The organism is Rubrivivax sp. JA1026 (genome assembly GCF_011065555.1).
In the GTDB taxonomy this organism is placed as follows: Bacteria; Pseudomonadota; Gammaproteobacteria; order Burkholderiales; family Burkholderiaceae_C; genus Rubrivivax; species Rubrivivax benzoatilyticus.
In genome coordinates this window covers 22,813-44,464 of the sequence record NZ_JAALCQ010000013.1, presented here as the reverse complement: position 1 = coordinate 44,464, position 21,652 = coordinate 22,813, and the positions used below count along the sequence as shown (strand labels likewise).

General features: G+C 71.7%; 24 protein-coding genes. 13 read left to right on the top strand and 11 right to left on the bottom strand.

Translation table 11 applies throughout. The annotated features are described in order from the left end of the window. The first annotated feature begins 4 nt into the window (after window positions 1-4). From G5B56_RS18945 to fliR, 8 genes are all read left to right on the top strand, one after another. Entirely contained in the window at window positions 5-1,126 is a 1,122-nt protein-coding gene (locus tag G5B56_RS18945; protein WP_164964239.1) for a flagellar hook-length control protein FliK, read from the top strand. Between the two features lie 159 nt (window positions 1,127-1,285). Beyond that, on the top strand, window positions 1,286-1,879 hold the full coding sequence (gene fliL, locus G5B56_RS18940; protein WP_009855367.1) for a flagellar basal body-associated protein FliL: 594 nt from the start codon (window positions 1,286-1,288) through the stop codon (window positions 1,877-1,879). Between the two features lie 10 nt (window positions 1,880-1,889). Next, window positions 1,890-2,894: a flagellar motor switch protein FliM gene (gene fliM, locus G5B56_RS18935; RefSeq protein WP_009855366.1), complete on the top strand. Its 1,005-nt coding sequence runs from the start codon at window positions 1,890-1,892 to the stop codon at window positions 2,892-2,894. After that, entirely contained in the window at window positions 2,887-3,321 is a 435-nt protein-coding gene (gene fliN, locus G5B56_RS18930) for a flagellar motor switch protein FliN (RefSeq protein WP_009855365.1), read from the top strand. The genes fliM and fliN overlap by 8 nt, the downstream gene beginning before the upstream one ends. Before the next feature lie 10 nt (window positions 3,322-3,331). Then, complete coding sequence (locus G5B56_RS18925; RefSeq protein WP_009855364.1) at window positions 3,332-3,685, top strand: flagellar biosynthetic protein FliO; 354 nt, start codon at window positions 3,332-3,334, stop codon at window positions 3,683-3,685. Continuing rightward, window positions 3,675-4,433, top strand: coding sequence for a flagellar type III secretion system pore protein FliP (fliP, locus tag G5B56_RS18920; protein ID WP_009855363.1), 759 nt, complete (start codon window positions 3,675-3,677; stop codon window positions 4,431-4,433). Before G5B56_RS18925 ends, fliP begins: the two co-directional genes overlap by 11 nt. A gap of 11 nt (window positions 4,434-4,444) precedes the next feature. Further along, entirely contained in the window at window positions 4,445-4,714 is a 270-nt protein-coding gene (fliQ, locus tag G5B56_RS18915; protein ID WP_029718837.1) for a flagellar biosynthesis protein FliQ, read from the top strand. A 34-nt stretch (window positions 4,715-4,748) separates the two neighbouring features. Continuing rightward, the gene (fliR, locus tag G5B56_RS18910) at window positions 4,749-5,510 is read left to right on the top strand and encodes a flagellar biosynthetic protein FliR (RefSeq protein ID WP_164964238.1); all 762 of its coding nucleotides are present in this window, start codon (window positions 4,749-4,751) and stop codon (window positions 5,508-5,510) included. A 91-nt stretch (window positions 5,511-5,601) separates the two neighbouring features. Here fliR and folE2 read toward each other — a convergent pair whose 3' ends face one another. The 4 genes from folE2 to xseB all read right to left on the bottom strand — a co-directional run bounded on the left by folE2 (window position 5,602) and on the right by xseB (window position 9,618). Then, complete coding sequence (gene folE2, locus G5B56_RS18905) at window positions 5,602-6,402, bottom strand: GTP cyclohydrolase FolE2 (protein ID WP_009855360.1); 801 nt, start codon at window positions 6,400-6,402, stop codon at window positions 5,602-5,604. Between the two features lie 115 nt (window positions 6,403-6,517). After that, on the bottom strand, window positions 6,518-8,404 hold the full coding sequence (gene dxs, locus G5B56_RS18900; protein ID WP_164964237.1) for a 1-deoxy-D-xylulose-5-phosphate synthase: 1,887 nt from the start codon (window positions 8,402-8,404) through the stop codon (window positions 6,518-6,520). Window positions 8,405-8,512: 108 nt separating this feature from the next. Then, the gene (locus G5B56_RS18895; protein WP_164964236.1) at window positions 8,513-9,403 is read right to left on the bottom strand and encodes a polyprenyl synthetase family protein; all 891 of its coding nucleotides are present in this window, start codon (window positions 9,401-9,403) and stop codon (window positions 8,513-8,515) included. Beyond that, window positions 9,388-9,618: an exodeoxyribonuclease VII small subunit gene (xseB, locus tag G5B56_RS18890; RefSeq protein ID WP_009855357.1), complete on the bottom strand. Its 231-nt coding sequence runs from the start codon at window positions 9,616-9,618 to the stop codon at window positions 9,388-9,390. The genes G5B56_RS18895 and xseB overlap by 16 nt, the downstream gene beginning before the upstream one ends. A 225-nt stretch (window positions 9,619-9,843) precedes the next feature. Between xseB and G5B56_RS18885 the strand changes: the two genes are divergently transcribed. The 4 genes from G5B56_RS18885 to G5B56_RS18870 all read left to right on the top strand — a co-directional run bounded on the left by G5B56_RS18885 (window position 9,844) and on the right by G5B56_RS18870 (window position 13,211). Continuing rightward, a complete protein-coding gene (locus tag G5B56_RS18885; RefSeq protein ID WP_164964235.1) occupies window positions 9,844-10,956 on the top strand; it encodes an aromatic ring-hydroxylating dioxygenase subunit alpha in 1,113 nt (370 codons plus the stop codon). Further along, window positions 10,953-11,861, top strand: coding sequence for a DMT family transporter (locus G5B56_RS18880; RefSeq protein ID WP_009855355.1), 909 nt, complete (start codon window positions 10,953-10,955; stop codon window positions 11,859-11,861). The genes G5B56_RS18885 and G5B56_RS18880 overlap by 4 nt, the downstream gene beginning before the upstream one ends. Before the next feature lies 1 nt (window position 11,862). After that, entirely contained in the window at window positions 11,863-12,699 is an 837-nt protein-coding gene (locus tag G5B56_RS18875; RefSeq protein WP_164964234.1) for a sulfurtransferase, read from the top strand. Between the two features lie 77 nt (window positions 12,700-12,776). Beyond that, window positions 12,777-13,211 (top strand): universal stress protein, encoded by a 435-nt coding sequence (locus G5B56_RS18870; protein WP_009855353.1) that lies wholly within the window; start codon window positions 12,777-12,779, stop codon window positions 13,209-13,211. A gap of 60 nt (window positions 13,212-13,271) precedes the next feature. On the opposite strand, the gene G5B56_RS18865 is transcribed toward G5B56_RS18870, so the two are convergent. The 6 genes from G5B56_RS18865 to G5B56_RS18840 are packed head-to-tail and all read right to left on the bottom strand — an operon-like array spanning window position 13,272 to window position 20,727. Next, window positions 13,272-14,279 (bottom strand): 2-dehydropantoate 2-reductase, encoded by a 1,008-nt coding sequence (locus G5B56_RS18865; RefSeq protein WP_164964233.1) that lies wholly within the window; start codon window positions 14,277-14,279, stop codon window positions 13,272-13,274. Beyond that, entirely contained in the window at window positions 14,276-15,805 is a 1,530-nt protein-coding gene (locus G5B56_RS18860; protein WP_164964232.1) for an acyl--CoA ligase, read from the bottom strand. The genes G5B56_RS18865 and G5B56_RS18860 overlap by 4 nt, the downstream gene beginning before the upstream one ends. Before the next feature lie 29 nt (window positions 15,806-15,834). Next, window positions 15,835-16,668 carry an alpha/beta fold hydrolase BchO gene (gene bchO / locus G5B56_RS18855; protein WP_164964231.1) on the bottom strand — a complete coding sequence of 278 codons (834 nt, stop codon included), beginning with the start codon at window positions 16,666-16,668 and terminating at the stop codon, window positions 15,835-15,837. Then, window positions 16,661-18,409 (bottom strand): magnesium chelatase subunit D, encoded by a 1,749-nt coding sequence (locus tag G5B56_RS18850; protein ID WP_164964230.1) that lies wholly within the window; start codon window positions 18,407-18,409, stop codon window positions 16,661-16,663. The genes bchO and G5B56_RS18850 overlap by 8 nt, the downstream gene beginning before the upstream one ends. Then, the gene (gene bchI, locus G5B56_RS18845; RefSeq protein ID WP_009855348.1) at window positions 18,409-19,404 is read right to left on the bottom strand and encodes a magnesium chelatase ATPase subunit I; all 996 of its coding nucleotides are present in this window, start codon (window positions 19,402-19,404) and stop codon (window positions 18,409-18,411) included. Before bchI ends, G5B56_RS18850 begins: the two co-directional genes overlap by 1 nt. A 33-nt stretch (window positions 19,405-19,437) precedes the next feature. Beyond that, a complete protein-coding gene (locus G5B56_RS18840; protein WP_009855347.1) occupies window positions 19,438-20,727 on the bottom strand; it encodes a DUF3422 family protein in 1,290 nt (429 codons plus the stop codon). 142 nt (window positions 20,728-20,869) lie between these two features. Here G5B56_RS18840 and G5B56_RS18835 point away from each other — a divergent pair, with 142 nt between their 5' ends. Continuing rightward, on the top strand, window positions 20,870-21,130 hold the full coding sequence (locus G5B56_RS18835; protein WP_138938741.1) for a hypothetical protein: 261 nt from the start codon (window positions 20,870-20,872) through the stop codon (window positions 21,128-21,130). A 96-nt stretch (window positions 21,131-21,226) separates the two neighbouring features. Here the strand turns inward: G5B56_RS18835 and G5B56_RS18830 are convergent, their stop codons facing one another. After that, window positions 21,227-21,595, bottom strand: a complete 369-nt coding sequence (locus G5B56_RS18830; RefSeq protein ID WP_164964229.1) for a translation initiation factor Sui1 — start codon at window positions 21,593-21,595, stop codon at window positions 21,227-21,229. Between the last annotated feature and the right edge of the window lie 57 nt (window positions 21,596-21,652).

Here is a 21,652-nt window from a genome sequence, read left to right as displayed (position 1 = left end):
TGCCATGACGACTGCCGCCATCGCCACTGTCAACCCGAGCCCCGCCGCACCGACGCCGTCGAACGCCGCGCGGCAGAAGGAGCCCGGCGCCTTCGCCCGTGAACTCGGGCGCGCCGCCGAGGACGGCCAGGGTGCACGCAAGGCCGAGACCTCGCGCCAGGCCGACAAGGCCGAACGGAACGACCGTGCCGAACGCGACCGCGCCGAGCGCGGCCCGGACAAGGCGGCACGCAAGGCGTCGGACACCGACGCCGCCGACGATGCCGCGTCGGCCACCGCCGAGGCCGGCGAGCGCACGACGCGCGGCGACGCGGACGAGGACGCCGGCGGGAGCGGCGACGTCTCGTCGCTGCTGGCCGGGCTGCTGAACCCGGCGGCACGCGCCGCCGCCGCGGCCGCCCGTGCAGGGGCCGCCCGCGCCGGCAGCGCCCGAGGCGAGGCCGAAGCCGATGCCGCAGCCGCCACCGGCCGCGCCCGCGGCGGCGCCGGCGCCGGCAAGGCCGACCCCACCGCCGCGCTGCAGGCCGGCGCCACCGAGGCCCGCGGCGCGGTGGCCGAGGCCGTCGGCGGCGAACGTCGCCCGGACTTCCGCGCCGAGCTGGCCGCTGCCGGCAACCCGGCCCAGACGAGCCCGGCGCAGCAGGCGGCCACGCCCGAAGCCCGGGCGGCGGCCACCGCCACGCCGTATGCCGCGCAGATCGCCGCGCCGGTCGGCTCGCCGGACTTCGCGCCGGGGCTGTCGGCCCAGGTCAGCGTGATGCTGCGCGAAGGCCTGCAGGAGGCCCGGCTGCAGCTCAACCCGGCCGAGATGGGCCCGATCACGGTGCGCATCCAGGTCGAGGGCAGCAGCGCGCAGGTCGTCATGGCGGCGCAGCAGGCCGACACGCGCCAGGCGCTGGAGCAGGCGCTGCCGACGCTGGCCGGCGCGCTGCAGGAGGCCGGGCTGACGCTGACCGGCGGCGGCGTCTTCGAGCAGCACCAGGGCCCCGCCCGCGACGACACCGAAGGCGGCCGCGGCACGGCCGACGCGGGACGCACACGCGGCGACGGCGGCGGCGACGAGTCCGTCGCGGCGGCCGCGCCGGCCCGCGCGCGCACGCGCGGCATGCTCGACACCTACGCCTGATCACCCGCGACGGCGGCACCGCCGCCACGGGCTTTAGACGGGCTTTCGGGCCGCTTATCGGCGCTTTCGCCGGCGGCGCGCCCCGAATAATTCCTTCCAAGCCCGTCGATGGCCGGTCATCGGCCACGACGGGGATCCCGACAGGAAGGAGTCCGCCCGATGGCCACCGCCGCCCCCGCCGCAGCCGCTGCAACCGATGCGGTCGCGCCGAAAAAAGGCAAGAAGAAGCTGCTGATCATCGTCGGCGCGCTCGTTGCCGTGCTCGCGATCGGCGGCGGCGCCGCGGTGTTCCTGCTGAAGAAGCCGCACGCCGACACCGAGGAAGGGGCCGAGGACGCCGAGCCGGCGAAGGCCGAGGTCAAGCACGACCCGAAGTCGGCGCCGACCTTCGTGCCGCTGGACCCGTTCACCGTGAACCTCGCCGACCGCGATGCCGAGCGCTACGCCCAGGTCGGCATCACGCTGGAGGTCCGCGACGCCAAGATGGGCGACACCATCAAGGCCTACATGCCGGCGATCCGCAACAACATCCTGATGGCGCTGGCCGACAAGACCGCCGCCGATCTGTCCGACCGCGAAGGCAAGGCCAAGCTCGCCGAGCAGGTGCGCCGCGAGACCGCACGCGCGATGGGCTACGAGGTCGAGGAGCCCGACGACGAGGCCGCCGCCGAGGACAAGCCGAAGAAGAAAAAGAAGAAGACCGAGGAGCTCCCGATCTCCGCCGTGCACTTCTCCAACTTCATCATCCAGTGACACCCGCTCGATGAACCAGCAGATCCTTTCGCAGGACGAAGTCGACGCACTGCTGCAGGGCATCACCGGCGAGAGCCAGAAGCTCGAGCAGGAGGAGCAGACCGCCGGCGGCATCCGCGACTACGACCTCTCCTCCCAGGAGCGCATCGTCCGCGGACGCATGCCGACGATGGAGGTGATCAACGAGCGCTTCGCCCGCAACATCCGCATCGGCCTGTTCAACCTGATCCGCAAGTCGCCCGAGGTGTCGATCGGCGGCATCAAGGTGCAGAAGTTCAGCGCCTTCCTGCGCGAGATCGTCGTGCCGACGAACTTCAACCTCGTGTCGGTGAAGCCGCTGCGCGGCTCCGGGCTGATCGTCTGCGACCCGAACGTCGTCTTCGCCGTCATCGACGCGCTGTTCGGCGGTGCCGGCAAGTTCCACACCCGCATCGAAGGGCGCGACTTCTCGCCGACCGAGCTGCGCGTCATCCTGCGCCTCGTCGAGTGCATCATCGCCGAGTACAAGAAGGCCTGGCACGGCATCTACCCGCTCGAGCTGGAGTACCAGCGCTCGGAGATGCAGCCGCAGTTCGCGAACATCGCCACGCCCAGCGAGATCGTCGTCTCCACCGCGTTCACGCTGGAGATCGGCGACACCTCGGGCGCGGTGCACTTCTGCATCCCGTACTCGACGCTGGAGCCGATCCGCGACGTCCTGTACTCGACGATCCAGGGCGACTCGGCCGAGCCCGACCGGCGCTGGGTCAACCTGCTCAAGCACCAGATCCAGGCCGCCGAGGTCGACCTCGTCGCCGAGCTCGGCCACGCCCCGGCCACCGTGGAGCAGCTGCTGTCGTTCAAGCCGGGCGACTTCATCGAGCTCGACCTCGACCCGATGATCCAGGCGAAGGTGGACGGCGTGCCCGTCTTCGACTGCCACTACGGCACGACCAACGGCCGCTACGCGATCAAGATCGACCGACTGCTGACCAGCTCCAACGTGGGCTGGCTCGGAGACCACCACCATGGCTGACACCAACATGTCCGAAGAGGACCGCATGGCCGCGGAATGGGCCGCCGCGCTCGCCGAGAGCAAGGAACCCGAGGTCGCCTCGGAGGTGCGGGCACCGGCCGAGACGGTGGCGCCGGCGGCGTTCACCAACTTCGGCGCGTCGGTGCCGGCTTCCGGCTCGGGCAACGACATCAACATGATCCTGGACATCCCTGTCCAGCTCACCGTCGAACTCGGCCGCACGCGCATCCCGATCAAGCACATCCTGCAGCTCGCGCAAGGGTCGGTCGTCGAGCTCGACGCGCTGGCCGGCGAGCCGATGGACGTGCTCGTCAACGGCTACCTGATCGCCCAGGGCGAGGTCGTCGTCGTCAACGACAAGTTCGGCATCCGGCTCACCGACATCGTCACGCCCAGCGAGCGCATGCGCCGGCTGTCGCGCACCTGAGGAGCCCCGCGTGGACGCTTCCGCCGGTTTCGGCGCCCTCTTCTCCTTCGCCGTCGTCATCGCGCTGATCCCGGTGGCGCTGTGGCTGCTGCGGCGCACGCCGATGGGCCGCAACGCCTCGTCGGCCGGGATGCGCACCGTCGCCGCGCTGCCGCTGTCGAACACCCAGCGCATCGTCACCGTCGAGGTCGGCAGCGGCGAGGAGCGCCGCTGGCTGGTGCTCGGCGTGACACCGGGCGCGATCAGCACGCTGCACACGATGGCGCCGCAGGACGAGGCCCCGGCGCCGGCCACCGGCACCGGCACGCCTTTCGGCCAGATGCTCGGCCGGCTGCAGCGCCGCGGGGACCACGATGCGCGCTGACCGTCTGCTGCGCGGGCTCGGCACGGCCGCGCTGCTGGCGCTGCCGGCGGCCGCCTTCGCCCAGCAGGCGCCGGGTGGCGGGCTGCCGCTGCTCGTCGGCCAGGGCGCCGGCGGCACCAGCTACTCGGTGCCGATCCAGACGCTGCTGTTCTTCACGGCGCTGTCGTTCATCCCGGCGCTGCTGCTGCTGATGACCGGCTTCACGCGCATCGTCATCGTGCTGTCGCTGCTGCGCCAGGCGCTGGGCACGCAGGCCGCGCCGCCGAACCAGGTCATCATCGGCATGAGCCTGTTCCTGACCTTCTTCGTCATGTCGCCGACCTTCGACCGGGTCTACGACCAGGCCTACAAGCCCTTCGCCGAGAACCAGATCGCCTTCGACGAGGCCTTGAAGCGCGGCGAGGTGCCGATGCGCGAGTTCATGCTCAAGCAGACGCGCCAGAGCGACGTGCAGCTGTTCGCCAAGCTGGCCAAGCTGCCGGCCGAGGTCAAGAGCGAGGACGTGCCGCTGCGCGTGCTCGTTCCCGCCTTCGTCACCAGCGAGTTGAAGAGCGCGTTCCAGATCGGCTTCATGATCTTCATCCCGTTCCTGATCATCGACATGATCGTCGCGAGCGTGCTGATGAGCCTGGGCATGATGATGCTGTCGCCGGTGCTGGTGGCGCTGCCCTTCAAGCTGATGCTGTTCGTGCTCGCCGACGGCTGGAACCTGCTGCTCGGTTCGCTCGCCGCCTCCTTCGTCACCTGAAAGCCGCCGCCATGGACGCACAACAAGTCCTCTCGATGGGCCAGCAGGGCCTGTACCTGCTGCTGCTGGTGTCGGCGCCGATCCTGCTGGTCGTGATGGCCATCGGCCTGATCGTCAGCGTGCTGCAGGCGGCCACGCAGATCAACGAGGCGACGCTGAGCTTCGTGCCCAAGATCGTCGCCGCCGTCGCCGTGCTCGGCTTCGCCGGGCCGTGGATGATCACGACGCTGGTCGAGTACCTGCAGCGCACGCTGCAGGCGATCCCGAGCGTCGTCGGCTGAACGTCGCCCGCCCCCGCACCCAAACGCGCCGGCCGTGATCAGCTTCGACGAGGCCCAGATCCTGGGCTGGATCACGCCGCTGATCTGGCCCTTCCTGCGCGCGCTGGCGCTGTTCACCGCGATGCCGGTGCTGGGCACGCGCAGCGTGCCCACGCGCGTGCGCATCGGCCTGGCCGGGCTGATCGCGTTCGCCGCGCAGCCCTCGCTGCCGGCCGTCGAGCCGGTGCCGCTGGACTCGCCGCAGGCCTTCGTGCTCGTCGTGCAGCAGGTCGTGATCGGGCTGTCGCTGGGCTTCGCGGTGCGCATCGTCTTCGCCGCCATCGAGTTCGCCGGCGAGATCGTCGGCCTGCAGATGGGGCTGAACTTCGCCGCCTTCTTCGACCCGATCCGCGGCGGCACCGCCACCGCGACGAGCCGCTTCTACGGCACGACGATCGCGTGGCTGTTCATCGTCATCAACGGCCACCTGCTGGTCATCGCCGCGCTGGTGCAGAGCTTCACCGCCTTCCCGGTCGGGCCCGAGCCGTTCGGCTTCCTGAAGGAGGCGCGGCCGCATCTGTGGGCGGCGGAGATCTTCTCGACCGGCGTCTGGATCGCGCTGCCGCTGCTGGCGATGCTGCTGTTCGTCAACATCGTGCTCGGCGCGGTGTCGCGCGTGGCGCCGCAGATGAACGTGTTCTCGGTCGGCTTCCCGATCACGCTGGGCGTCGGCCTCGTCGGCATCCTGCTGACGCTGCCGGCGATGCAGGGGCCGTTCACCGTCGCGCTGGAGCGGCTGCTGGCCTTGTTCCAGTAAGGACGCCGGGGTCAGGACGCCGGGGTCAGGCACCTCGGACGCCGGGGTCAGGTACCTTGGTACCTGACCCCGGTATTTCGAGTATTTCGCCTCAGCGCTCGATGCGCGCCCAGGCGGAATGGTTGTGAATGGACTCGAAGTTCTCGACGTCGACGACGTAGCGGCCGATGCGCGGCTCGCGGTTCAGGCGCAGCGCAACGTCGCGCACCAGGTCCTCGACGAACTTCGGGTTCTCGTAGGCGCGCTCGGTGACCCACTTCTCGTCGGTGCGCTTCAACATCGGCCAGATCTCGCTGGAGGCCTCGTCCTCGGCGAAACGCACGAGTTCGTGCCACTCGACGGGCTGCAGCAGTTCGACGCGGATCGTGACGATCGAGCGCTGGTTGTGCGCGCCGTAGTCGGAGATCTCCTTGGAGCACGGGCACAGGCTCTTCACCGGCACCGCGACCTCGGCCCACAGCGTGGTCTTCGGCGTGTCGCCGTCCAGCCGCGTCTCGGCAATCCAGCGGCCCTGGTAGTCGAGCAGGCTCTGCAGGCCGGAAACTGGCGCGCGCTTTCTCAGGAAGAACGAGAACGAAGCCTCGACACGGCCTTCGCGCGCGCCGAGCTTGTCGAGCATCGCGGCGTGGCGGCGGGCCAGCGCGGCGGCGTCCAGCGGTTCGTCGAGCGCGTCCAGCCACGCGACGAAGCGCGACATGTGCGTGCCCTTCTGCTCGGCCGGCAGCGCGACGTCCAGCGTCCACGACGCCGCCGTCGCCTGCACCGCGCCGGCCACACGCAGCTGCAGCGGGTAGCGAACGTCCTTGACGCCCACGCGCTGGATCGCGACGTGGCGCTCGTCGCGCGCGCTCTGGGTGTCGGGGATGTGGAGGGCGTCGGTCAGGTTCGTCATGTCGGGCTGAATGATGCCTGCGTTCGGCAGCGCGGACGGTGCAAGGGTTTCCACGCAGCGTTCAATCAAGGCGAAGGCCGCCCGCAGGCGGCCTTCGGGTGCGGGCGCAGCCGGCTCAGCCGTTGACCGCGGCCAGCGCCGGGCGGCTGGCGAAACGCTTGACGATCGAGGCTTCGATGCCCTCGGCGTCCAGGCCCATCATCGACAGCAGCTTGTTCGGGTCGCCGTGTTCGGTGAAGCGGTCGGGAATGCCCAGCTGCAGCACCGGCGTCGTCACGCCGGCGGCGGCCAGGCACTCGAGCACCGCGCTGCCGGCACCGCCCATCACGCAGCCTTCCTCGACGGTGACGATGGCCTCGTGGCGGCGCGCCATCTCGAGCACCAGCGCCTCGTCCATCGGCTTCACGAAACGCATGTCGACGACCGTCGCGCCGAGCTTCTCGGCGGCGGCCAGCGCCGGGTGCAGCAGCGTGCCGAAGGCCAGGATCGCGATGCGCTGGCCTTCGCGGCGCACGACGCCCTTGCCCCATTCCCATTCGCTGAGGCCGGTCTCGATCTCGGCGCCGCAGCCGCTGCCGCGCGGGTAGCGCACGGCCACCGGCTGGTCTCGGCGATAGGCCGTGGTCAGCGCCTGGCGGCATTCGTTCTCGTCGCTGGGCGCCAGCAGCGCGCAGTTCGGGATGCAGCGGATGAAGGCGATGTCGTAGACGCCGGCGTGCGTCGGGCCGTCGGCGCCGACGATGCCGGCGCGGTCCAGCGCGAAGACCACCGGCAGGTTCTGCAGCGCGACGTCGTGCACCAGCTGGTCGTAGGCACGCTGCAGGAAGGTGCTGTAGATCGCGACGACCGGCTTCAGCCCTTCGCAGGCCAGGCCGGCGGCGAAGGTCACCGCATGCTGCTCGGCGATGCCGACGTCGTGGTAGCGGCGCGGGAAGCGCTTGTGGAACTCGACCATGCCCGAGCCTTCGCGCATCGCCGGCGTGATGCCGACCAGGCGCTCGTCGGCCTCGGCCATGTCGCACAGCCACTGGCCGAAGACCTGGGTGAAGGTCGGCTTGCCGCCGCTGCTCTTCGGGAAACCTTCGGCCGGGTTGAAGCGGCCGCTGGCGGCGTGGTACTTGACCGGGTCGGCCTCGGCCATCTTGTAGCCGTAGCCCTTCTTCGTGACCACGTGCAGGAACTGCGGGCCCTTCTTGTTGCGCAGGTTCTCCAGCGTCGGGATCAGCGCGTCGAGGTCGTGGCCGTCGATCGGGCCGACGTAGTTGAAGCCGAACTCCTCGAAGATCGTGCCCGGCACGACCATGCCCTTGGCGTGCTCCTCGAAACGGCGCGCCAGCTCGAACAGCGGCGGCGCAGCCTTCAGCACGCCCTTCACGCCCTCGCGCGCGGCGGCGTAGAAGTTGCCGCTCATCAGCCGCGCCAGGTGCTTGTTCAGCGCGCCCACCGGCGGGCTGATCGACATGTCGTTGTCGTTGAGGATGACGAGGATGTCGGCGTTGACGCCGGCATGCGGCACGCCGGCGTTGTTCAGCGCCTCGAAGGCCATGCCGGCGGTCATCGAGCCGTCGCCGATGACGGCGATCGCCTTGCGGTCCTCGCCCTTCTGCTTGGCCGCCAGCGCCATGCCCAGCGCGGCGCTGATGCTGGTCGAGCTGTGGCCGGTAGCGAAGGTGTCGTACTCGCTCTCGTCGCGGCGCGGGAAGCCGGCGATGCCGCCGAGCTGGCGCAGCGTGTGCATGCGCTCGCGCCGGCCGGTCAGCACCTTGTGCGGATAGGTCTGGTGGCCGACGTCCCAGACGATGCGGTCGTGCGGCGTGTTGAACACGTAGTGCAGCGCCACCGTCAGCTCCACCGTGCCCAGGTTGCTGCCGAGGTGCCCCCCGGTCTGGCTGACGGTGTTCAGCACGAACTCGCGCACTTCGCGCGCGAGCCCGGGCAGGTCGCTGCGCGACATGCGGCGCAGGTCGGCCGGCGTCTGGATCGAATCGAGGATTTTGCTCATGTCAGTTTCCACCGCGCTGGACGAGCCGCGGCGCCGGTGACGGCACCACGAACCGCTCCCGAAGTCGCCCGCCTCCCAACGGCCGGCAACGGGGATGAAGCCGTCAGTTCAGTTCTCGCGTTCCACCACCTTGTCGGCGATCGCGGCCAGCGCCGCGACATCGGCCAGACCGGCACGCGCCAGTGCCGCATGCGCCTGCGTGCGCAGTTCCTGCGCGTAACGGCGGGCAGGCTCCAGGCCGAGCACCGAGACGTAGGTCGGCTTGTTGGCCTCCAGGTCCTTGCCGGCGGTCTTGCCGAGCTTGTCGGAGGCCTGGGTGCAGTCGAGGATGTCGTCGACGACCTGGAAGGCCAGGCCGATGGCCTCGCCGTACTCGGACAGCGCCTGCCAGGTGGCCGGCGCCGGCGAGCCGCAGGCCGCGCCCATCTGCACGCTGACCAGCAGCAGCGCGCCGGTCTTCTTGCGGTGCATCTCGCGCAGCGTGGCCTCGTCGAGCAAACGCCCGGTGTTGGCCAGGTCGATGGCCTGGCCGCCGGCCATGCCGGCGTGGCCCGCGGCACGCGCCAGCAGGCGCACCAGGCTGGCCTGCAGCGCCGGCTCGACGCCCTCGTCGGGGGTCAGGATCTCGAAGGCCAGCGCCTGCATCGCGTCGCCGGCCAGCATCGCCTGGGCCTCGCCGTACTTCACGTGCACCGTCGGCTTGCCGCGGCGCAGCACGTCGTTGTCCATGCACGGCATGTCGTCGTGCACCAGCGAGTAGGCGTGGATCAGTTCCACCGCGCAGGCACTGCGCAGCGCGGCTTCACGCGAGCCGCCCAGCGCCTCGCAGGCGGCCATCACCAGCAGCGGCCGCAGCCGCTTGCCGCCGTCGAGCACGCCGTAGCGCATCGCTTCGCCGAGGCCGGCGGGAGCATTGTCGGGAACCCAGGCTTCGAGCGCGGCTTCCACCGCGTCGAGCTGGCGTCGCGCCCATTGATCGAAATTCAGGGTGCGCTCCATGTCTTCAGCTGTCCATCGTCAAGTAGCTTGACCTGTTCCTCGACCGCCTGCAGCCGGTTGCGACAAAAGGTCAGCAGTTCGCTGCCGCGCCTGTAGCCGTCGAGCAACTGGTCCAGCGGCATCTGGCCGGTCTCCATCTGCTGGACCAGACGGTCCAGTTCGGCGACGGCCTGCTCGTAGCTGGCGGGCTCCTGCGGGGCGGGGACGGACGACATTCGGTGGGAACGTGACAGCAAGCCGGGCATTCTAGACACACGGCAGTGCGGCGCTCGGACACTCCGCCTGCCCCGCTGCGCCACCCACCCGGCCGGTACAATGGTCGGTTCGCCTGACGAAACCCATGCGACGCCACCGAGGGGCGCATTCGTCAGTCACCATGCCCGCCCGCGGGGCCACCGGGCGGGGGTTTGGACATCCGTCACGGAGGATCCCCTCGGATCATGTCTGACCTGAGCATCCGTCTCGAAGCTCTCGATCGAAGCACGTCTCAGCTTCCCGTCACCCACTATTTCGACGAGGGTCTGTTCCAGCAGGAACAGAAACTCATCTTCGAGTCCGGCCCGCGCTACGTCGGGCACGAGCTCGCCGTTCCCGCCACTGGCGACTATCACGCCCTCGTGCACGAAGGCGAGGGGCGCGCGCTCGTGCGCCACGAACGCGGCATCGAACTCGTCTCCAACGTCTGCCGCCACCGCCAGGCGATCATGCTCAAGGGCCGCGGCCGCACCCAGGGCGGCATCGTCTGCCCGCTGCACCGCTGGACCTACGACCTGCAAGGCCAGTTGGTCGGCGCGCCGCACTTCGCCGAAGACCCCTGCCTGAACCTGAAGCAGTACCCGCTGCGCGCGTGGAACGGGCTGTTGTTCGAGGACAACGGGCGCGACCTCGCCGCCGACCTGGCCGGCATGGCGCCGCAGCCGCTGCTCGACTTCTCGGGCTACGTCTTCGACCGCGCCGTCGTGCACGAGTGCGACTACAACTGGAAGACCTTCATCGAGGTCTACCTCGAGGACTACCACGTCGGCCCGTTCCACCCGGGGCTGGGTTCGTTCGTCACCTGCAACGACTTGCGCTGGGAGTTCGGCGCGCACCACTCGGTGCAGACGGTGGGCGTGCACCAGGCGCTGGCGCGGCCGGGCTCGCCGGTCTACCGCCGCTGGCACGACGCGCTGCTCGCCTACCGCGCCGGCCAGCCGCCGGCGCAGGGCGCGGTGTGGCTGACGATCTACCCGACGATCATGGTCGAGTGGTATCCGCACGTGCTCGTCGTGTCCTCGCTGTTCCCCAGGGGCCCGCGCAAGACGCTGAACCTGGTCGAGTTCTTCTACCCCGAGGAGATCGCGCTGTTCGAGCGCGAGTTCGTCGAGGCCCAGCAGGCCGCCTACATGGAGACCTGCATCGAGGACGACGAGATCGCGGAGAGAATGGACGCCGGCCGCCACGCGCTGATGGTGCGCGGCGACAACGAGGTCGGGCCCTACCAGAGCCCGATGGAAGACGGCATGCAACAGTTCCACGAGTGGTACCGGCGGCAGATGAACCTGTCGCGGTGAGCCGCGCGCAGCCGGCCCCGGGCCCGCTGCGTGCCCCCTTGCTGATCGCCGGCGCCGCGTTCCTGTTCGCGGCGATGGGGCTGTGCGTCAAGCTCGCGTCGGCGCAGTACGGCGCCGGCGAGATCGTCATGTACCGCTCGGCCGTCAGCGTCGTGCTGATGGCCGTGCTGCTGCGCGCCAGCGGCACGCCGCTGGCCACACGCGTGCCGGGGCTGCACTTCAAGCGCAGCGCCGCCGGCGTCGGCGCGATCTGCCTGTGGTTCTACGCGCTGGGCACGCTGCCGCTGGCCACGGCGATGACGCTGAACTACACCTCGTCGGTGTGGATCGCCGCCTTCCTCGTCGGCGCCGCCTGGCGCGGCGGCCAGCGTCTCGACGCCCGGCTGCTGGCCGCGGTGCTGGCCGGCTTCGCCGGCGTCGCGCTGGTGCTCAAGCCGACGATCGAATCGAGCCAGCTTTTGCACGGGCTGGCCGGGCTGGTGTCGGGGCTGCTGTCGGCCCAGGCGCTGCTGCACGTGCGCTCGCTGGGCCAGGCCGGTGAGCCCGAGCAGCGCATCGTCTTCTATTTCGCTGCCGGTGGCGTGGCGGCCGGCGCGCTGCTGATGTTCGCGTCAGGCGGCCCCAGCGCGCACAGCGCACGCGGCGTCGCGCTGCTGCTGGCCACCGGCGTGCTGGCCTCGGTGGCGCAGCTGATGATGACGCGCGCCTACGCCATCGGCCAGCCGATGACGAACGCGGTGCTGCAGTACCTGGGCATCGTCTATTCCTTCGGCTTCGGCGTCTGGCTGTTCGACGACCCGGTCACGCTGTCGGCGCTGGCCGGCATGGCGCTGATCGTCGCCGCCGGCATCGCCGCCACCTGGCTCGCCCGCACGCCCCGCCTCACCCCTTCCACGGAGACCTGAGATGAGCTTCACCACCCTTGTCAGCGCCGAGGACCTGCGCACCGCGCCGGCCGGCGTCGTCGTGCTCGACTGCGGTTTCGACCTCGGCGACCCGGCCGCCGGCGAACGTGCCTTCGCCGCCGGCCACCTGCCGGGCGCGATCTACGCCCACCTCGAACGTGATCTGTCCGGCCCCAAGGGCGACGGCCGGCGCGGCCGCCACCCGCTGCCCACGCGCGAGGCCTTCGCCGCCACCGTCGGCGCCTGGGGCATCACGCCCGAGACCCAGGTCGTCTGCTGCGACGCCCAGGGCGGGCCGTACGCGGCGCGCGCGTGGTGGATGCTGAAGTGGCTGGGCCACGAGAAGGTCGCGGTGCTCGACGGCGGCCCGGCCGCCTGGACCGCCGCCGGCGGCGAACTCGTGAGCTCGGCCACCGCGCCGGCCGCCGGCGCGCCCTACCCGCTGAGCCCCGAGCCGGCGATGCCGACGATCACCGCCGAGTCGCTGCTCGCCGCGCTGGGCCACGTGCGCCTCGTCGACGCGCGCGCCGGCGAACGTTTCCGCGGCGAGGTCGAGCCGATCGACCCAGTCGGCGGCCACATTCCCGGCGCGACGAACCGCTGCTTCAAGGACAACCTGCAGGCCGACGGCCGCTTCAAGCCCGCCGCCACGCTGCGCGCCGAGTTCGAGCGCTGGGCGACGCCGGCCGAGCAGGTGGTGTTGCAGTGCGGCAGCGGCGTCACCGCCTGCCACAACCTGCTGGCGATGGCGCATGCCGGTTTCGAGGGCATGCGGCTGTACCCGGGCTCGTGGAGCGAGTGGTGCCGCGACCCCGCGCGCCCCATCGCTCGCGGCTGACTTCCATCAATCCAACCCCGCTTGCAGGAACCCCGGCCCTGCAGAACACTCGAAACATCGAACCCAAAGGAGTCTCCATGTACAAGCGCATCCTGGTCCCCACCGACGGCTCCGAGATCACGGCCAAGGCGGTCCAGACGGCTCTGGAACTGGCCCGGCTCGCCGGCGCCGAAATGTTCGTCATCGGCGTCAAGGAGCCCTTCCCGTACAGCGCGATCTCCGAGATGCAGCCGGTGCCGCCGCAGGAGTTCTACGACGCGCAGGAACGCATCGCGTCGTCGCGCGTGAAGGCCGTCATCGAAGCCGCCAGCGCTGTCGGCGTGGCCTGCAGCGGCCACACCGTCGAGGCCCTGCATCCCTGGGAGGCGATCATCGACCACGCCAAGAACCAGGAATGCGACCTGATCGTCATGGCCTCGCACGGCCGCCGCGGCGTCAGCGCGCTGCTGCTCGGCAGCGAGACGCAGAAGGTGCTGACGCACAGCACGCTGCCGGTGCTGGTCGTGCGCTGAACGCACGCTCCGGTCTCGCGTTGAACCCCGCCGCCCGGCGGGGTTTTTCTTGGCGCCGCCTCAGGCCGGCTGCAGCGCCAGCCGCCCGTTCTGCGCGGCCAGCGTGCGCGCCAGCAGCGAGGCCAGCGCGTACAGCGCATCCACCGTCGGCGTCGGCCGGCCGACGATGCGGCCGAGTTCGGCCACCGCGCCGACCAGCGCCTCCAGCTCCAGCGCGCGGCCGTGTTCGACGTCCTGCAGCATCGAGGTCTTGTGCGCGCCCACCGCCTCGGCACCGGCCAGGCGCTGCTCCAGCGTGATGCGGAATCGCACGCCCAGCGCCTCGGCCACCGCCTGGGCCTCGGCCATCGCCGCGGCGGCCAGCGCGCGTGTCGGGCCGAAGCGCGTGATGTCCTCGAGCGTCGCCTGCGTCAGCGCGCTGATCGGGTTGAAGCACAGGTTGCCCCAGAGCTTGACCCAGAGCTCGGCGCGGATGTCGCGCGCCACCGGCGCCTTGAAGCCGGCCTTCATCAGTGCCTGCGACAGCGCCTCGGCCCGCTCGCTGCGGCTTCCGTCGGGCTCGCCGATCGTGAAGCGGTTGCCTTCGACGACACGCACCAGCCCCGGCTCGACGAGCTCGGCCGCCGGGTAGACGATGCCGCCGATGACGCGCTCCGGCGCGATCGCCGCGGCGATGCGCCCGCCCGGGTCCACGCTCTGCAGCTGCCGCCCTTCGTAGGGGCCGGCGAGCTGGTGGAAGTACCACCAGGGCACGCCGTTGATCATCGTGACGACGCTGGTGTGCGGCGCCAGCAGCGCCGGCAGCCCGGGCAGCAGGTCGGCGACCTGGTGCGCCTTGACGGCGAGGATGACGACGTCCTGCGGCCCGGCCTCGTCCATGCGCTCGAAGGCCCGGGCTTCGGGCGCCGCCAGCTCGCTGCCGTCTTCGAGGATCAGGCGGAAGCCGCGCGCGCGGATCGCCTCCAGGTTGCGGCCACGCGCGATGAAGCTGACCTGCTCGCCGGCGGCCGACAGCCGCGCGCCGAGATAACCGCCGATCGCGCCGGCGCCGACGATCGTGATCCTCATCCGCCCAGCCCCAGCTTGGCGGCCATGCCGATGCGCTGCAGCTTGCCGGTCGCGCCCTTGGGGATCTCGGCCATGAACAGGATGCGCCTGGGCACCTTGAAGTCGGCGACACGCGCGGCGACGAAGTCCTGCAGTTCGCGTTCGCTCGGCTGCTGGCCTTCACGCGGCACGACGGCGGCGGCGACCTCCTCGCCGAGCTTGGGGTGCGGCATGCCGAAGCAGACGACCTGGGCGACGGCCGGGTGGTCCATCAGGATCTCGTCGATCTCGCGCGGGCTGATCTTCTCGCCGCCGCGGTTGATGATCTCCTTCAGGCGGCCGGTGATCGTGACGTAGCCGTCGGCGTCCAGCGTGCCCTGGTCGCCGGTGCGGAACCAGCCGTTCGTGAACGCCTCGGCGTTGGCCTTGGGGTTGGACTCGTAGCCGGCGGTGACGTTGGGGCCGCGGATGACGATCTCGCCGACGGCGCCGCGCGGCAGCAGCGCGCCGTGCTCGTCCATGATCGCGATCTCGGGCCCCGCCGCCGGGCCGACGCTGCCGGGCTTGCGCACGGCCGGCGGCAGCGGGTTGCAGGCCATCTGGTGCGTGGCCTCGGTCATGCCGTAGGCCTCGATCAGCGGCGCGCCGAACACCTCTTCGAGTTCGCGGATCACCTGCGGCGGCATCGACGACGACGACGAACGCAGGAAACGCAGCGGATGCCGCGCGATGACCTCGGCGTTGCGCCGCGCGCGGCCCAGGATCGCCTGGTGCATCGTCGGCACCGCCGTGTACCAGGTGGGCGCGGCCTCGTCCATCCAGCCGAAGAACTTCAGCGCGTCGAAACCCGGCGTGCAGAAGATGCGCGAGCCCGCGGCCAGCGGCGCCAGCACGCCGGCGATCAGGCCGTGGATGTGGAACAGCGGCATCACGTTCAGGCCGCCGTCGGCCGGCGTCAGCTGCAGCGTGTCGCGGATGTGCTGCGCCGACGCAGCCAGGTTGGCCTGCGACAGCGGCACGATCTTCGGCCGCGAGGTCGTGCCCGAGGTGTGCAGCACCATCGAGACGTCGCCGGGCTGGGCCGGGCCGCCGTCGGCCGCCGGCGTGCTGGCGGCGCTGCCATCGCGCGGCACCAGCGTGAAGCTGCCGGCCGGCGCGCCGTCGGCGACGACGAGGTCGAGCACACGCACGCCCAGGCGTTCGGCGACCGCCACCGCCGGCGAGGCGCTGCCGCGTTCGACGATCAGCGCCTTGGCGCGCAGGTCCGAGAGGTAGAACTCGAACTCCTCGGCGCGGTAGGCCGGGTTCAGCGGCGCGCTGGCGACGCCGCTGGCGCAGGCGACGAAGCAGTTCGCCATCTCGGGGCCGTTGGCGAGCACGATGGCGACGCGGTCGCCGCGGCCGACACCCAGCGTGTTCAGCGTCGAGACGGTGCCGGCGATCTGCGCGCGCAGGCCGCGGTAGTTCAGCGGCGCGCGGCCGGGCGCGGCCAGCGCGACGGCGTCTTCGGCGCCGGCTCGCAGCAGCGCCTCCAGGGTCTGGTGCATCGGGTACTCCTTGCGGACGGACCGCGGCGTTATACCGCCGGCGCCGGCAGCGTCCCGAGCAGGCGCGCGACGGCGTCGGGGGCTTCCTCGTGCGCGAGATGGCCGACGCCGGGCAGCGGCAGGACCAGCGCCCGCGGGCACAGCGCCGCCACGCGCCGCGCCTGCGACGGCCGCACCGCGCGGTCGCGCAGCCCGGTGACCAGCCACAGCGGCACCGGAAAACGCCGCAGGTCCTGCTCCATCGTGCTCAGGTCCCAGTGGGCCATCATGCCCAGCGCCGCCTCGGCGTGGCCGGGGCGTGTCATCAGCGCCCGGTAGGCGTCCAGCCCGTCCTGGTCGAGGCGCGAGCCGGTGCCTTCGATCAATCGGCGCACGACCGCCGGATCCTCGGCGCGGCGCGCGAACAGGTGCGAGACCCAGCGCTGCGCGTACAAGAGCCGCGCCAGCGGCGACAGCAGCGCCGCCGCGCGGCCGCCGAACGGCAGGAAGGCGCCGTTGATCGACACGACGACCGAGGGCTTCACCAGCCCGTCGAGCACCATGCGCACCGCGACCGCGGCGCCGGCCGAGTGGCCGACGACGACGTCGGGCGCGATCTTCATCTCGGCCAGCAGCGCGCCGACGGCGGCGGCCATGCCGGGCAGCGTCAGCTGCTCGGGCGTCGGCCGGCTGGTCTCGCCGTGGCCCGGCAGGTCGGGCGCGACGAGGCGCCAGCGCCAGGCCAGTCGTTCGCCCAGCGCCGCCATGCTGTGCGCCGACGCGCCGGTGCCGTGCAGCAGCAGCATCGTGCCCGGGCCGCGCCCGGAACGTTCGACGTGCCAGCGCAGGCCGGCGGCGTTGACGAAGCGGCGGTCTTCAGCCACCGGCGCGGGCGCGCACCACCTGCGACAGGGTCTGCGCGCCGGCGTAAGGCAGCGGCATGTAGGTCGCCTGCATCGCACCGGCGATCTTGCGCGCCTGCGCCGCCGGCTGCGGCGAGGTGTCGATCAGCATCGTCGCCGCGCCGCTGGCCAGCATGCGCTTGGCGGCGTCCAGCGCATCGGCCTCGGCCTTGGGCCGGCCGCCGGTGCCGTCGAGCGCGACATTGGCGCGGCCGTCGGTCAGGAAGACCACCAGCGGCGTGTCGCCGCGGCGGCGGATCGACTCGGCCAGCGCGCCGGCGGCGTCGACGGCCGCCGCCAGTGGCGTGCCGCCGCCGCCGGGCAGGCCGGCCAGGCTGCGCTTGGCGCGCACCAGCGAACGCGTCGGCGGCAGCAGCAGCTCGGCGGCCTTGCCGCGGAAGGCGATCACCGCCACCTTGTCGCGGCGCACGTAGCAGTCGGCCAGCAGCAGCTCGACCGCGCCCTTGGCCTCGGCCATGCGGTTCAGCGCCGACGAGCCCGAGGCGTCGACGACGAAGATCGTCGTCGTCTCGCGCCGCTGGCGGTAGTGCGTGACGTGGAAGTCGTCGGGCCGCACCTGCACCCGCGGCTTGATGGCGCCGCGCACCCGTTGCCAGGGCGCGGCGGCACGCAGCGTCGCGATCAGGTTCAGGCGCTGGCCGGCCTTGGGTTCGCCGCGGCGGATGCCCGACGGCCGGCCGCGGTGGCCGCCCTTGTGCAGCGCACCCGACTTGCCCGACGAACGCGCGCGTTCGCGCGACGCGTAGTCGGCCTGCATCTGCGCCAGCAGCGCCGGCGGCAGCGACGCGAGCACGGCGTCGAGCACCTGGTCTTCCATCGGGCCCTTCAGCTCCTCGGCCTGCTGCTCGTTGTCCGGCGGCGGCGGGTCCTGGTTCGGGTCCTGCTGATCCGGCGGCGGAGGCGGCTCCTCGGGCGGGGCTTCCTGTTCCTGCTCGGGCGGCGCCGGCAGCTGCGTCGCGCGCGGCGCGAACACCAGGCGTGCGGCGGCCGCGGCATCCTCGGCCTCGACCGTGTCGCGGCCGTTCAGCGCGGCGTGCGCGCAGGCCACGCGCAAGGCGTGCAGCGGTGCGCGCAGCGAGGCGATGCCCAGCGCGACGGCGGCCTGCACCAGCGCCTGCAGCGCCTCGTCGCCGCAGCGCACACGCGGCAGCAGCGCGCGCGCGTCGGCGACGTCGCCGAAGTCGATCTCGGGCGCCTCGCGCGGCGGGATCTGCGTGAAGTCGAGCTTGAGCCCCAGGCGGTCGGTCAGCGCGACCGGCACCGGGTCGTCGTCGGGGCCGCCTTCGTCGAAGGCGACGACACCGAACCGGGTCGGGTGCGACAGCGCGACGCCGTCGCGTTCGACGACGACCTCGTGGCGGTCGATGACCGCGGCCATCTTCGCCGCGGTGCCCGGCGGCAGGCGCTCGGCCATCACCGCGAGCACGACGCCGCCGTCGGCGTCGGCGAGCAGGCCACGCTGCGCGACCGGACGCCCGGCCTGCAGCGTGCCGGCCAAGTCCAGGCCGCCGAGCAGGCGGTCGTCGGCGATGCCCACCGGCATGCGCCGCGGCGGCGTCGGCAGCGCGCGCGTCAGCGCCGCCAGCCAGCGGTCGCGCACCGGGCCGGCCGGCGAGCGCACGTGCACGCCGCCGATGCCCGCCGGGTCGACGGCGAACACCGCCGCCGCCAGCGTGGCGTCTTCCCAGGCCTTGGAGGACATCAGGCGAACAGTTCCTGCACTGCGCGGTCCACGCGCACCGTGGAACCGGCGTCGTCGAGCACGTTGCGGCGCAGGCGGTGGCGCAGCGCCGGCGCGGCGATGCGCTTGAGCTGGCTGTCGCCGACGGCCTTGTCGCCGTCGATCGCGGCCAGCGCGCGCGCGGCGCGCATCAGCGTCAGCTCGCCGCGCAGGCCGTCGGTGCCGAGCTTCATGCACAGCTGGGCGGCGCGCTCCAGCGCGGCGTCGGGCACCTGCACGTCTTCCAGGCGCTTGCGTGCGGCCAGGATGCGGCGGCGGATCTTGTCGTCCTCGGCCTTCCACTTCTCGGTGAAGCCCTCGGGGTCGCGCTCGAAGGCGTCGCGGCGGCGCACGATCTCGATGCGCACCGGGATGTCGGTCGGCGTCTTGACCTCGACCGACAGGCCGAAACGGTCGAGCAGCTGCGGCCGCAGCTCGCCTTCTTCCGGGTTGCCCGAGCCGACGAGCACGAAGCGCGCGGGGTGGCGCACCGACAGGCCTTCGCGTTCGACGACGTTCTCGCCCGAGGCGGCGACGTCGATCAGCAGGTCGACGAGGTGGTCTTCGAGCAGGTTGACTTCGTCGATGTACAGGAAGCCGCGGTTGGCACGCGCCAGCAGGCCGGGCTCGAAGGCCTTGACGCCTTGCGACAGCGCACGTTCGAGGTCGAGCGCGCCGACGACGCGGTCTTCGGTGGCGCCCAGCGGCAGGTCGACGACCGGCACCGGCACGAGGTGGGTCTTGGGCTTGGGCGCGCCGGCGGGTTCGAGCGCCGGGTCACGGTTGTAGGGGCAGCCGACGACGGCCTTCATCTTGGGCAGCAGCGCCGCCAGCGCACGCACGGCGGTCGACTTGCCGGTGCCGCGGTCGCCGAAGACCAGCACCCCGCCCACGCTCGGGTCCACCGCGGCGATGAGGATGGCGAGCTTCATCTCGTCCTGGCCGACGATGGCCGAGAAGGGATACGTCAACTTCATGAGGAAACGGGCTTTCAGGAGGGTCGGGGATCTTCAGGAATCACGCTCGCTGGTGGCGAGGTGGCGGCGGGCGCGCCGCAGCACGAGGTAGGCGACGCCGGCCAGCAGCGGGATCGACAGGCCGACGATCAGCTCGGGGTCCAGCGGCAGCCCGGCGGCCTTGCCGCCCTTGACGACGTAGCCGACGAGGCCGGCGGCGTAGTAGACGATGGCCGCCATCGACAGCCCTTCGACGGCCTTCTGCAGCCGCAGCTGCAGCTGCGCGCGCCGGTTCATCGACGCCAGCAGCGCCTGGTTCTGCTTCTCGCGCACGATGCCCACGCGCGTGGCCAGCAGGCCGCTGGCCTGGGCGACGCGGTCGGCCAGCTCGTGCAGGCGCTGCGAGACGGTGTTGCAGGTGGCCACGGCCGGCGTGAAGCGCCGCGCCATGAACTCCTCGATGGTCTGCGTGCCGGGGATGCGCACCTCGCGCAGCTCGGCGATGCGGGTGCGCACCAGCTCGGCGTAGGCACGCGTGGCGCCGAAGCGGTACTGGGTCGCGGTGAGCTCGTGCTCGATCTCGGCGGCGGTGCGCGTCAGCTCCTGCAGCAAGCGCTCCTCGTCGGCGCCTTCACGGGCGATCTCGCCGGTCAGCGTCTCGAGCGAACGTTCGATCTGCACGATGCGCGGCAGCTGCTCGCGCGCCATCGGCAGCGCCAGCAGCGCGAGCATGCGGTAGGCCTCGATCTCGAGCAGGCGCTGCAGCATGCGGCCGGCCTGGCGCGGCGTCAGGCCGCGGTCCATCAGCACGAAACGCGCGCAGCCGTCGGCGTGGATCTTGAAGTCGGTGAAGGCGTAGCCCGCGCCCTCGCCGATCGACGAGCCGACGACGATGTTGCCGCCGAAGTGGTCGGCAAGCGCCTGCGGGTCGGGCACCGGCTCGGCGCCACCGACGAGCTTGGCGTGCGCGGCGACGATGGTCTGGCCGGGAATGGCCTCCAGCCAGCCGGCAGGCAGCCGCGTCGTCGCCGGCTCGGAGAACGGCGCCGGGCTCAGCCCGGGCAGCAGGAAGACGTAGCCGGAGAACTCGCCATGGCGCTCCCACTTGATGCGCAGCGGCCCGATCGAGGCGCTGAACTGCGTCAGCGAGGCGTCCGGCGGCTCGGCGCCGAAGGCCTCGAACAGGCGCACGATGTGGGCGCGCTCGCTCTCGCGGTCGGTCGGGTCGACCATCACCGCGACATAGGTCGCTCTCGACGGCAGCTCCAGCGGCTCGGGGGGGCGCGCGTGGACCTCGTCGGCGAGTTCGAAACGACCGGGAAAGTCGGGAGGCAGCTGCGGCATCAGTCGTGACCTGAGGGCCTGAAGTATGGCATCCCCCCTGATCGGTCGAGGCGACACGGATCAAGCAGCGAGACGACCTCATTTCAAGGGACAATAAGGGGTTCGCGATACGAAAGGCTCTCGCAGCCTCCTACATAGCGCCATGGCCACCCGCCGTTCCGCAGCACCTCCGTCGACCCCGACCACCCCGCCCGGCCCGAAACTCCGCCAGACCCAGGCCGAGTACACCGCCGCCCGTCCCAATGCCGAACCCGGCGTCAAGCCGATGATGTCCAGCTCGAAGATGTACGTGTGCATCAAGTGCCACGCCAACTTCAAGACGGGCGACGGCAAGCCCGACCCGCGCCTGCGCGGGCTGGGCCGTTGCAACAACTGCCTGGGCATCACCACCCCGGCGACCTGAGCCGGCGTCGACGCCTGCCCCGTCCGGCCACGGCGCCATGCCGTGGCTGGCGTCTTGTCGCGTCGGCTCGCTCCCGGGCGGGCTGACCGCGCCGGCTCAGCCGCCGCTGCGCCGCACCGTCCAGCCCTGCTGCTGTAGGAAGGCCAGCACCTTGTCGCGGTGCTCGCCCTGGATCTCGATGACGCCGTCCTTGGCCGTGCCGCCGCTGCCGCAGTGCGCCTTCAGGCGTTTGGCCAGGGCGGCCAGCGCGGCCTCGTCGAGCGCCAGCCCGCGCACGACGGTGACACCCTTGCCGCCACGGCCGGCGGTCTCGCGCCCGACGCGCACGATGCCGTCACCGGCCGGCGCCGCCTTCGGCGCAGCACAGGCGCACTCGGCCAGCGGCCGGCGGCAGGCCGGGCACATGCGCCCGCCCTCGGTGGAATAGACCAGGCCGCCGGAGCCGGCACGGCGGCGATCGTTCATCGCGCCCATGCTGCGTGCCGCGACGGCCGCGCCGCGGCACGGCGGCGGTTCATCGGG

Bases quoted from the DNA above. Each gene is read 5' to 3' on its own strand.
- G5B56_RS18945 (WP_164964239.1), top strand. From the start codon at position 5: ATGACGACTGCCGCCATCGCCACTGTCAACCCGAGCCCCGCCGCACCG.
- fliL (WP_009855367.1), top strand. From the start codon at position 1,286: ATGGCCACCGCCGCCCCCGCCGCAGCCGCTGCAACCGATGCGGTCGCG.
- fliM (WP_009855366.1), top strand. From the start codon at position 1,890: ATGAACCAGCAGATCCTTTCGCAGGACGAAGTCGACGCACTGCTGCAG.
- fliN (WP_009855365.1), top strand. From the start codon at position 2,887: ATGGCTGACACCAACATGTCCGAAGAGGACCGCATGGCCGCGGAATGG.
- fliP (WP_009855363.1), top strand. From the start codon at position 3,675: ATGCGCGCTGACCGTCTGCTGCGCGGGCTCGGCACGGCCGCGCTGCTG.
- fliQ (WP_029718837.1), top strand. From the start codon at position 4,445: ATGGACGCACAACAAGTCCTCTCGATGGGCCAGCAGGGCCTGTACCTG.
- folE2 (WP_009855360.1), bottom strand. From the start codon at position 6,402: ATGACGAACCTGACCGACGCCCTCCACATCCCCGACACCCAGAGCGCG.
- dxs (WP_164964237.1), bottom strand. From the start codon at position 8,404: ATGAGCAAAATCCTCGATTCGATCCAGACGCCGGCCGACCTGCGCCGC.
- G5B56_RS18895 (WP_164964236.1), bottom strand. From the start codon at position 9,403: ATGGAGCGCACCCTGAATTTCGATCAATGGGCGCGACGCCAGCTCGAC.
- xseB (WP_009855357.1), bottom strand. From the start codon at position 9,618: ATGTCGTCCGTCCCCGCCCCGCAGGAGCCCGCCAGCTACGAGCAGGCC.
- G5B56_RS18885 (WP_164964235.1), top strand. From the start codon at position 9,844: ATGTCTGACCTGAGCATCCGTCTCGAAGCTCTCGATCGAAGCACGTCT.
- G5B56_RS18875 (WP_164964234.1), top strand. From the start codon at position 11,863: ATGAGCTTCACCACCCTTGTCAGCGCCGAGGACCTGCGCACCGCGCCG.
- G5B56_RS18870 (WP_009855353.1), top strand. From the start codon at position 12,777: ATGTACAAGCGCATCCTGGTCCCCACCGACGGCTCCGAGATCACGGCC.
- G5B56_RS18865 (WP_164964233.1), bottom strand. From the start codon at position 14,279: ATGAGGATCACGATCGTCGGCGCCGGCGCGATCGGCGGTTATCTCGGC.
- G5B56_RS18860 (WP_164964232.1), bottom strand. From the start codon at position 15,805: ATGCACCAGACCCTGGAGGCGCTGCTGCGAGCCGGCGCCGAAGACGCC.
- G5B56_RS18850 (WP_164964230.1), bottom strand. From the start codon at position 18,409: ATGTCCTCCAAGGCCTGGGAAGACGCCACGCTGGCGGCGGCGGTGTTC.
- bchI (WP_009855348.1), bottom strand. From the start codon at position 19,404: ATGAAGTTGACGTATCCCTTCTCGGCCATCGTCGGCCAGGACGAGATG.
- G5B56_RS18840 (WP_009855347.1), bottom strand. From the start codon at position 20,727: ATGCCGCAGCTGCCTCCCGACTTTCCCGGTCGTTTCGAACTCGCCGAC.
- G5B56_RS18835 (WP_138938741.1), top strand. From the start codon at position 20,870: ATGGCCACCCGCCGTTCCGCAGCACCTCCGTCGACCCCGACCACCCCG.
- G5B56_RS18830 (WP_164964229.1), bottom strand. From the start codon at position 21,595: ATGAACGATCGCCGCCGTGCCGGCTCCGGCGGCCTGGTCTATTCCACC.